The following is a 1,325-nucleotide window of genomic DNA, read 5'->3' as shown; positions in this document are numbered from 1 at the left end:
GGTCTTGCGTCAAGAAAACGGACAAGTTAAAATGAGATTTTTAACGACTAATCAGGCTACCTGAATCAAAGCCTGATTATCGTAATAATTATCTTCAAAATCCTTTGGTGACGTGTAATCGCAATGACTGTGAATCCGCACATTATTGTAGAAAGCTTCGATATATTCAAAAACTAATCGACGTGCTTCTTGGTATGAGCGAATATCGAACTGATTAAGCCATTCTCGCTTGATTAGAGCGTGAAAAGACTCAATACAAGCATTATCCCACGGATAAGCCTTCTTTGAGTAAGATAGCTTAAACTCGGCTGTAACAGCTTTATATGCGTCAGATGTGAATTGACTACCACGATCGCTGTGCATTATCAACGGCTGTGTAATGCCACGTAGACGTTTAGCACGTTCAATCAAAGGAATTACATTAGCCACTTCTAGATTATCAGATAAATCCCAAGCGATAATCTTTCGGGAGTATAAGTCCATGATACTTGTCAAATAGGCAAACCCATTACGAATTGGAATATACGTAGTATCAATACACCAACGGGTGTTAGGAGTCTCAGGGTTAAAGTGTTCGTCAAGATAGTTTAAAAGCTGGTCAGAGTATTCAGAATCACGGGTAGTTGTTGTCCAAGGTTTTACGTAGTGAGCTTTAATGCCCATGTTACGCATGTAATTACCTACGGTTTTAACAGATATACGAAAGCCATTTTTACGCAGTATCATGGTGATTTTAGGTGCACCATAGATATGCTTACTTTCCTCCCAAATTTCTTTGATTTTACTCATGATTTCTTGGCGTTTTAACTTTGTGGCAGAGACTGACCGTTTCTTTTGCGCATAGTAATTCGAGCGTGAAAGTCCCACTCGTTTAAGCATTCCCGCTACCGAAGGATGGGACTTAGCTTGTTGCGCTTTATCGACAAGTTCATTGATGACTTCGGTAGCTTCTATTTTCCCAAGATATTGATAGCTTGTTTAAGCACTTCAATAGCGCCTTCGGCGTCACGAAGCTCACGTTTTAAACGAGCAATCTCTTTATCTTTGTCACTGGCATAGTTACCGGAGCCACGACCCGTAACCGCACCTTGTTCCTTGAACTGCTTAGTCCACTTCTGCAAGGTACTTACACCAATCCCCAGATTTTTAGCTGCTTCTCTGTAGTTCATGTGGTCTTGGTTATCTAGGTAGTATTGAACTGCGTCATTCTTAAATTCAATAGAGTGTTGCTTTGCCATTATTGAGTTCCTCCGTTAAATACATTGACTATATTATAACTGATTCAGGACCTCATTTTAACTTGTACATTTTTTATTCTAACAGCA

The 1,325-nt window shown here is 39.7% G+C and carries 2 protein-coding genes; both read right to left on the bottom strand.

Translation table 11 applies throughout. The annotated features are described in order from the left end of the window. Nucleotides 1-51: 51 nt before the first annotated feature. Complete coding sequence (locus JCM10991_RS11690) at nt 52-936, bottom strand: IS3 family transposase (protein ID WP_035189093.1); 885 nt, start codon at nt 934-936, stop codon at nt 52-54. 14 nt (nt 937-950) lie between these two features. Continuing rightward, the gene (locus JCM10991_RS11685; RefSeq protein ID WP_025021586.1) at nt 951-1,238 is read right to left on the bottom strand and encodes a helix-turn-helix domain-containing protein; all 288 of its coding nucleotides are present in this window, start codon (nt 1,236-1,238) and stop codon (nt 951-953) included. Nucleotides 1,239-1,325 lie beyond the last annotated feature (87 nt).

It is taken from the genome of Ligilactobacillus equi DSM 15833 = JCM 10991, assembly GCF_000615765.1.
Classification (GTDB): Bacteria; Bacillota; Bacilli; order Lactobacillales; family Lactobacillaceae; genus Ligilactobacillus; species Ligilactobacillus equi.
The sequence above is the reverse complement of the archived record's forward strand: the minus strand, read 5'-3'. Positions and strand labels throughout refer to the sequence as shown.

Coding starts and splice junctions, on each gene's coding strand:
- JCM10991_RS11685 (WP_025021586.1), bottom strand. CDS start 1,238: ATGGCAAAGCAACACTCTATTGAATTTAAGAATGACGCAGTTCAATAC.